Source organism: Kribbella sp. NPDC104218, assembly GCF_055584105.1.
Genome location: NZ_JBVJMQ010000002.1, coordinates 1,944,329 through 1,952,291, shown reverse-complemented (window position 1 = coordinate 1,952,291; position 7,963 = coordinate 1,944,329). Strand labels below are relative to the sequence as shown.

The 7,963-nt window shown below is 67.6% G+C and carries 7 protein-coding genes; 4 read left to right on the top strand and 3 right to left on the bottom strand.

Annotated features, from left to right (window positions below):
- The first annotated feature begins 186 nt into the window (after nt 1-186).
- Complete coding sequence (locus tag ACZ6ZD_RS25060) at nt 187-1,662, top strand: hypothetical protein (RefSeq protein ID WP_465676048.1); 1,476 nt, start codon at nt 187-189, stop codon at nt 1,660-1,662.
- Between the two features lie 85 nt (nt 1,663-1,747).
- Nucleotides 1,748-2,554, top strand: a complete 807-nt coding sequence (locus tag ACZ6ZD_RS25055; protein ID WP_465676046.1) for a HEAT repeat domain-containing protein — start codon at nt 1,748-1,750, stop codon at nt 2,552-2,554.
- A gap of 21 nt (nt 2,555-2,575) precedes the next feature.
- Here ACZ6ZD_RS25055 and ACZ6ZD_RS25050 read toward each other — a convergent pair whose 3' ends face one another.
- Both ACZ6ZD_RS25050 and ACZ6ZD_RS25045 read right to left on the bottom strand, forming a co-directional pair.
- Nucleotides 2,576-3,172, bottom strand: a complete 597-nt coding sequence (locus tag ACZ6ZD_RS25050) for a TetR/AcrR family transcriptional regulator (RefSeq protein WP_465676044.1) — start codon at nt 3,170-3,172, stop codon at nt 2,576-2,578.
- 13 nt (nt 3,173-3,185) lie between these two features.
- Complete coding sequence (locus tag ACZ6ZD_RS25045; RefSeq protein WP_465676042.1) at nt 3,186-4,361, bottom strand: acyltransferase family protein; 1,176 nt, start codon at nt 4,359-4,361, stop codon at nt 3,186-3,188.
- Between the two features lie 209 nt (nt 4,362-4,570).
- Between ACZ6ZD_RS25045 and ACZ6ZD_RS25040 the strand changes: the two genes are divergently transcribed.
- Nucleotides 4,571-5,401 (top strand): hypothetical protein, encoded by an 831-nt coding sequence (locus ACZ6ZD_RS25040; RefSeq protein WP_465676040.1) that lies wholly within the window; start codon nt 4,571-4,573, stop codon nt 5,399-5,401.
- Nucleotides 5,402-5,405: 4 nt separating this feature from the next.
- Here the strand turns inward: ACZ6ZD_RS25040 and ACZ6ZD_RS25035 are convergent, their stop codons facing one another.
- On the bottom strand, nt 5,406-5,663 hold the full coding sequence (locus ACZ6ZD_RS25035; protein WP_465676038.1) for a hypothetical protein: 258 nt from the start codon (nt 5,661-5,663) through the stop codon (nt 5,406-5,408).
- 311 nt (nt 5,664-5,974) lie between these two features.
- On the opposite strand from ACZ6ZD_RS25035, the gene ACZ6ZD_RS25030 reads away from it, so the two are divergent.
- Nucleotides 5,975-7,960 (top strand): MMPL family transporter, encoded by a 1,986-nt coding sequence (locus ACZ6ZD_RS25030; protein WP_465676036.1) that lies wholly within the window; start codon nt 5,975-5,977, stop codon nt 7,958-7,960.
- Nucleotides 7,961-7,963 lie beyond the last annotated feature (3 nt).

The following is a 7,963-nucleotide window of genomic DNA, read 5'->3' as shown; positions in this document are numbered from 1 at the left end:
CCCCCCCCCCCCCCCCCCCCCCCCCCCCCCCCCCCCCCCCCCCCCCCCCCCCCCCCCCCCCCCCCCCCCCCCCCCCCCCCCCCCCCCCCCCCCCGCCGCGCCGGCTACGCGCATCGAAGTGAAGCGAGCCTCTTAGGACCTGAGGTCCGTTACCCTGCCCACGGCAGCCGGCCTGGACGGGGAAAGATGAGCAAACTGACAGAGACAGTCCTCGAGGACTTCGCTGCCTGGGTCGAGTCCCGTGGCCACCGCCCGGTCGACCTCACTGTCGTGGCGGACCTCTGCGCCGCCAAGGCGGCTTTTCTGGACGAGTTGGTCATCGACGACGACTCGTTTCCAGGGGCCGATCCGCGGTTCTGGATCGCCTATCGCGCGGACCATTTGTTCCGCGGCCTGCTGGCACTGGTGCCGCTCGAGGACTATTGGCTGGCGGCCGTCCGGTACGCGATGCCGTTGTTCTTCGACTACCTCCTTCAGTTGGACCACGACCTGACGACGGCCGAGGATCTAGCTGCCGTGCGGTCGGACTTCGTGGCGATCCACAGCCCCCTGAACGCGGCGCATCCAGCTGTTCTCGCCGCTGTTTTTCGGGTGTACGCGGCTGCCGAAGAGCAAGGTTTGACCGTCGACCCGCAGAGTCTTTCCTGGGCAGAACAGGAGGCGCTGGCCGCGCCGGCGGTCTGTCCGGCCCGGTTCGCCGAGGCGCAGCAGTACCCGGCAGCGCCGGTACCGTCGGTCATCTCGACGCTCGCCGAGCAATCGGAACTCCTGGGCGACTTCATCACGGTGGCACGTGCCGCGGCGACCGCAGGAAAGCGCCCGGAAGGCGTAGCTGACTGGGTCTGGCGGCAGATCGTCCTCCAGGCCTTCGTGGTCCCGCACCCATTGCTACAGGAGCAACTGCAGGTTGGGCCCGCCCTTCGGCAATGGGACTCGGCGCGGCCGGAGCTCCGCGCTCGTGTGTGGGCTCGCGCCTTCCAGTGCGTGGCCACTCAGTTCGCGGTCGGGTCAACGGATACCGGCTATCTCCGCCTCACCGGGCTTGCGCTGCAACTTGTTCAGCTGGCTGCCCGTGACGGCGGCGTCCGGCTCGACGAGGTTGGTGCGGACGGCGACTGGGTGCGGCTGGAGGAGGTCGTCAACCGGCTGCGATCGCTCGGCGCCGTGAGCGTCGTTGACGACGTCATTCGTCTGACCGACCTAGGCCGAGCCGCCCTGCCCGAGGTCGGCAACTGGTCCGGTACTCCGACTGCGCTACTGGAAATCCCGGAGTGGAGCACAGAGCTGGTCCCCGCCGACGTCACAGCAGTGCTCGAAGCCCTCGGTGCCGACCGGGTTGGCGGAACTCCTGCAGATTTCCCGATGTGCTGGACCGACCGAGCAGAGTCGGCGGTGCTCGGCCGACTCCTCCTCGATGCGATGCCGTGGCTCACCGAGCGTGGCAGAGCCTGGGCCTGGACGCTGCTCATCCTCATCGGCCCGCGGGCGGAAGCTGCCGTTCGGTCCCGCGTCAATACCTGGATCGATCTCGAGGCCCGGACCTGGCTGCTGATCAACGACATCGACCAGGACAATCCGCCGCCGGCTGAGCAGGCCGAACAGATCGCCGAGACCTGGACGGCGCAGCTTCAGCCGACCGCGGCTACTGCCTCCCGATCGTGACGAGGGTGCGATCCGGCCCGTTGCCCATTTCGACGGCCATCGGGAAGCCGTAGGAGCGGACTTCGTCGTTGCTACCGTGGGCGGCGTGAGCAAAGCCTTCAAGTCCCATCGCGACCTGGTCGAATGGATCGCCAACGATCCCGACATCCAGGCCAAGGTCGAGGCGGACCTCGCGAAGGACCCGAGGGTCGTCGAGGGCATGCGCCTGTACGCCGAGGCCGCGGCCGAACTGCTCCCACAACTCCAGGCGCTGATCCCGGAGTTCGAACAGCTCGGCTTCCAGATGGAGTCCGTCGGCGACCTGTTCGGCCGTCAGATTTTCACCTTCGGTGCCGATGGCGAGGTGGCCGAGCGGCGCAAGATCAACTACAAGGCCACGCTCCCGCTCTTGGCGGAGTGGTTGCCGAAGGCGGCCTATCCGCCGCTGGCCTGGGACATCAGTCACGCACTGCGCCCAGCGATGGCCCGCAAGGTCGCCGTCCCGCTGTTCCTCGACCTGATCCGAAACCCACCTCGCCAGCACGACCCTCGCGATTCTGACCGTGACGATCGGTACTGGCAGCAGGTTCTGCAGCGCGATCTCACCACCGGCTTGTCGGGCCACGCGACGCCCGCGATCGCGAACGAGCTGATCGACCTGGTGCTGGACACCTCCCTTCACTGGGACATCCGGATGCCGCTCATTCAACCCGGATTGGTGAAGACGAAAGATCCGCGCGTCCCCGGACTCCTGATGGACCTGCTCTCCGACCCGGACCTCGCTCCGGTCGCCGCGCTGGGACTGCGACGGTTGCGCCACGCTCCCGCGCGCCCACTCCTCGAGGCCGCTCTGAACAGCGAGAACCAGTACTTGCGCCAGAACGCCCGCTACGCCCTCAAACAAATCCCCTGACCCCGGCTCGTCGTCCAGCCGTCAGCTGGTCGGTCGGATTCCGAGCAGGCCGCGGGCGAGGAGTTGCTGGTTGGCGAGGCTGCGCTCGGCGAGTTGCCCGGGGTCGAAGACGGGCTTGTCGAGGGTGGGTGCGAGGACGGGCTCGAGGAGCATTGGGCCGAGGATCAGGAACAGTGCCTGGTACGGCGCCCAGCGTGCGTCGGCGTCGTCGATCGGAGCCGTGCGGAGTGTTTGCAGGTGCTGACGCGCGCCATCGAGGAGCCGCTCGAAGAGGACGACGCCGGCCGCGCCTCCTTCGAGCAGGGTTCGGCGGAGATAGCTACGCCGTACGGTGTCGGACCCGAACAACCTGGCGGTCACCGCGCCCAACGCCGCCAAGTCGCTCGGATCGAACTCCGCGAGTCCGTCGTCGAAGGCGTTCAGCACGTCTTCGTCGACGGCGGCGCGCAGCCCGTCCTTGGAGCCGTAGTGGTGCCGCAGCAAGGCGTGCGAGACGCCGGCCTCGGCCGCGATCGCCCGCGTCGACGTCGCCTCGAAACCGTGCTCGGCGAACAGCATGAGCGCGGACATCCGCAATCGCGCGCGGGCGGTCAGATCAGGCGAAAGTGAACCGGTCATGTTCTCCGTCCGTTCAGAGCCAGGCGCGCAGGTAAGGGATCCGTCGCAGCACGGCGGCCAGCGCGACGCTGCCCGGCAGCGCGATCGCCCCCACCAGCAGAAACTTCGGCACTGGGGCAAAGTCGAGGTTGCGCAGCAGTAACTGGAGACCAACGACCACCGGCACGTGCACGATATATACCGTGAACGACAGGCTCGCGATCCGGGCCAACGTGGGGCTGGGCGCGTTGAGCCGCTCACGGAAGAGCACCACCAGGCCGACACTCAAGGTGACACACAGCGCCGATTCGACGATCGACCAGACCAGCGACCGCCAGCCGGCGCCTCCTGATGCGTAGAACTTCGTCAGCCACGGCAGCGCCGCGTAGTGGACGACGGCCAATCCCGCACCGATGGCGAGGCAGCGGTAGCCAACCTGCCGGGTGATCGTCGACAGCCAGCCGTACCTCGCGGCCAGCAGACCGGCGACGAACAGGCCGGCGTACTGGACGAGGTCGGCGGGCTCGGCCTGGATGAAATCGAAGATACCGATCCAGGTATCCACGGGCCATCTCAGGCGGACGGCGTAGGTGCCGAGACCGATCAGCGCGGCGAAACCCGCGATCGCCCAGCCGCCGGGGACCCGTGGAGCGGGCGGACGGGCCTTGGGGTGAAGAAGCGCGCGCCAGGCGGCGTACAGGACCGCGTAGACCAACAAATGCTGGATGAACCAGAGGTGCCCGAACTGCAGGTCCGGCCAGGTCGGACCGCTCCAGCCCGCCGGTTCGTCGCCGAGACCGAGGTAGACGTCGGAGTAATAGCGACCGAACGAAATCGGCCCGTAGCCGCGGAACATCCGGTAGTGGACGAACATCAGCACCGGGACGATGACGGCAACTCCGAACAGCAGCGGCGCCCCGAGGCGGCGGCATCGGTCTAGCAGGTACCTGCTGCTGCCTTTGCGGTCGAACGACGCCGGCAGGAGATACGCCGAGATCGCGAAGAACAGGCTCATGAAGAAGGACCCGTTCACCACTGTGAACCGTTCGAGCAAACCCGACCGGGCGGACCCTTCGACGTACCACCAGTCCGGCGGACCGTAGGGCTGTGCAGCGTGATGCAGAACCACCAGACCAACCAGCGCAACCTTCAGGTGGTCGAGGTAGTGCAGCCGCTCAGACTGTCCGACTGGATGCTCAACTGTCCACATGGACAGCACCGTAGGCGAGCCGGCGCCGCGGAGCCTCAGGGGTCACCCTGCATCTCGCCCCCAGCTCACCCCGTGACGACCGGCCGCCTGGCGTAGCCGACCTCGGTCGGCGCTGTCTTGCTTTCGGGGATGCGTCGCGGCATGATACGAAACTAGTGGTACTGGAACTGATCGTTCCGGAACCTGTTGTTTCGATGAAGGAGATGAGGATGAGGAATCCGCCTGGGTCGTGGCCGCTCTGGTCGGGGGTTGTGCTGTCTGTGGTGGGGGCGGCGCTGCACACGTTCGTCCAGTCCGGGCCGGTGCTTGAACCGCTGCGCGCCGGCGACGCGGTTGCCGAGGGCAAGCAGGGGCTGGAAATGATGTGGCACGGGATGTCGGCGATCGCCTGGACGTGTCCCGTCGTACTCCTGCTGATGCGCCGCCGCCCAGCCTCGGTGGCCCGGCCGATGCTGGCCTTGGTCGCGCTACTGAACGCTTCCCAGGCGATCCTGTTCGCAGCGGCGGCGATCTGGATCGACGGCGCCTCCTGGCCGTACGCGATCCCGATCTGGCTACTCAACGGCGCAGTCGCCGTACTCGTCTGGCTGGCACGTCCGCCGGCGGGCCCACCTGCGCCAGCGGCCAAGCTGACGCGGAGCCGACTGATCCTGCTGTGGGTCGCGTTCATCGTGGCCGCCCCGAACGCGGTCTTCCACCTGGTCGTCGGAACCCTGGAGTCCTGGCCAACCTGGGTCCTGGCAAGCAACACCGAACCCGGCCCCAAGCTGACCCTCTACGCCACGTGGCTCTTCAGCTGCGTCATCTTCGGCGCCGTCCCAGTAGCGATCGCCTGGCGCGCCGCGCGCGTCACACTCACCTACCTAGCCCTACTGATCGCCCTACTCGCCTCCTCCTGGGCCCTCATGGTCGCCACCGGCCGAGCCCCCGACCTCGGCTGGTCCGGCCCCCTCTCCCTGGCTCTCCTGGTCGCCATAGTCGCGATCAGCGGAACAACTCGCCAGTCACCGCAACGCGCGCCCGCGCGGACAGCCCACTGACGAGTCAGCTCACCAGAGCTTTGAGTTCGTCCTTGTGCAGTTCCAGCCAGGCATCGAAGGACTGGAGGTCGGGGTTGAGGTCGCGGTCGCCGGCGAAGGGCGTGCATGCCGTCCTTGCGGCTGGCGGCGTACTCGAGCGCTCTCCCCGTTCGTTCCGGATCGGACGCGGTATGACGCCGGCCGCGACAAGGGCTGGCAGCTCAACATCCTGCGCGAAGGCGGCTTGATCCGCAGCGACCGCCGTGGCCCCTCCGTCGAGCACCGGATCACACCCCTCGGCCTACGAGTCCTTTCCGGTACAGGCGAGTACAGCACCCCCACCCTCACTGCCTAGGTGTAAGCGCTCTGCGCCACGACGGCGCCGACCACGATTCCCCCGTCCGTCGTACTCCGAACGGAGTACTGGAAGGTGTCTGCCGTGGCCGGACGCGTCAGCCTCGCTGGCTTGGAAGTCTGATCATCATGACGACTGAGCTACGGAAACCGAGCCCTAAGAGATTCGATACCGGACCGAAGAGATCACGGTCCAAGACCGCGCTGCCGTGGCTCGTGCTGGCTGTGTGGATCGGACTGGTGGTGGGTGGCCTCTCACTGGCCGGCAAGCTCGACTCGGTGACGCAGGACAATCAGGCCGACTATCTGCCGGCCAGCGCTCAATCGACCAAGGTGCTCCTGGCCGAGGCCGGCCTGCCCGGTGGCGGGGACGGCCTGCTCGTGGTCGTGTACGAACGAGCCGATGGCATTCAACCGGGGGATCGGGAGGCGGCCGTACGCGGCTACATCGAGCTGGCGAAGCGATTCGGCAACGACACCGACGCACCTCCGGAAATCGTCGAATCCAGCCACGGCACGGCGCTGATGCTCGGGCTACCGCTGGATCGCAAGTGGGTCACCGATGAGGCCGAGGCCGTCTCGGTTGCGGATGCTCGTGCGCTTCTCGCCGACCGGCCGGGCGGTCTGAACGTGTATGTCACCGGCCCGTCAGCGATCGGGGCCGATATGGACGAGGTCTTCGATGCCGTGGACTCGAGGTTGCTGCTCGCCACGGCGGTGGTGGTGGCACTCCTGCTCGTCTTGACCTACCGCAGTCCGCTGCTCTGGCTCGTCCCGCTGACGGCAGTCGGGGTCGCGGCGGTCACGGCGATGGGGGCTGTGTACGCGCTCACCCAGGTCTTCGACGTCACCATCACGAGCATGAGCTCGGCGCTGCTGATCGTGCTGGTCTTCGGCGCAGGCACCGACTATGCCTTGCTACTGGTATCTCGCTACCGCGAGGAGTTGCACCACCACGAGCGCCCGATCGACGCGATGCTGGCGGCGCTGCGTGCGGCCGGCCCGGCCATCGCCGCTTCGGCGGGGACGGTGGCAGCAGGTCTGTTGTGTCTGTTGGTCGCGGATCTCAACAGCACCAGCGGTCTCGGCCCGGTCGGTGCGATGGGCATTGCGGCCTCGTTGCTGGTCATGCTGACGTTCTTCCCGGCCTTGCTGGTGGTGCTCGGGCGCAGGGTGTTCTGGCCGCTCGTGCCGCGACTCGGGGCTGAGGTAGGCCGGTCCGGATCGCGTTGGGCCAGGCTCGGCGAGCTGGTCGATCGTCGACGGGTGGTCAGTTGGGCTGTGCCGATGGTGATCCTGGGCGCTCTTGCGTTGGGCTTGGCGGGTGCGAGCGGCTCGCTTCCGCAGCTGGACCAGTTCGCCCGTTCCACACCGGACTCGGCGACCGGTGCGAAGCTGATCGACGAGCGCTTCCCCGGTCAAGGCGGTCAGCCGATCATGGTGATGAGTCGGCCGGACAGGAGCAGCGAGGTCCTGGCCGCCGTCCGGAACACGTCCGGGGTTGCCGGCGCCGAGGTCGGTCGGGCCGGCGACGAGTGGGTGGAGATCTCGGCGATCCCGGTCGACTCGCCGGAGAGCGCGGGCGAGACGGCCACGATCAAGCGGCTGCGGGACGCCGTCCAGAAGGTGGCCGGTGACGCCGCGCTGGTCGGCGGGCCGAGCGCCGAGCTGCTGGACACGGACGAGACCAACAAAGGCGACCGCAATCGGGTGATGCCGTTGATCCTGCTGGTAGTGCTGGTGATCTTGGGGCTGCTGCTGCGGGCGGTCCTGGCTCCGCTGGTCCTGGTCGCAACCGTCGTGGTGTCGTTCTTCGGAGCACTTGGACTGTGCAACCTGCTGTTCGACCGGGTGCTCGGGTTCGGCGGCTGGGAGTCGTCGGTGCCCCTGATCGGGTTTCTCTTCCTGGTCGCGCTCGGCGTCGACTACAACATCTTCTTGATGAGCCGGGTACGTGAGGAAGCCGTCCGGTTCGGGATCGTCGAGGGCACGAAACGCGGCCTCGCGGTCACCGGCGGGGTGATCACGTCGGCCGGCGTCGTGCTGGCGGCGACGTTCGCGGTGCTCGCCTCGCTGCCGCTTGTCATGCTGATCGAGGTTGGGATCCTGGTCGCCGTCGGTGTGCTCATCGACACGCTGCTGGTGCGGTCCATCGTCGTTCCCGCACTGACGATGTCGCTAGGCTCGCGGATCTGGTGGCCCAGCAAGCTCTCGAGCAAGGGATAGAAC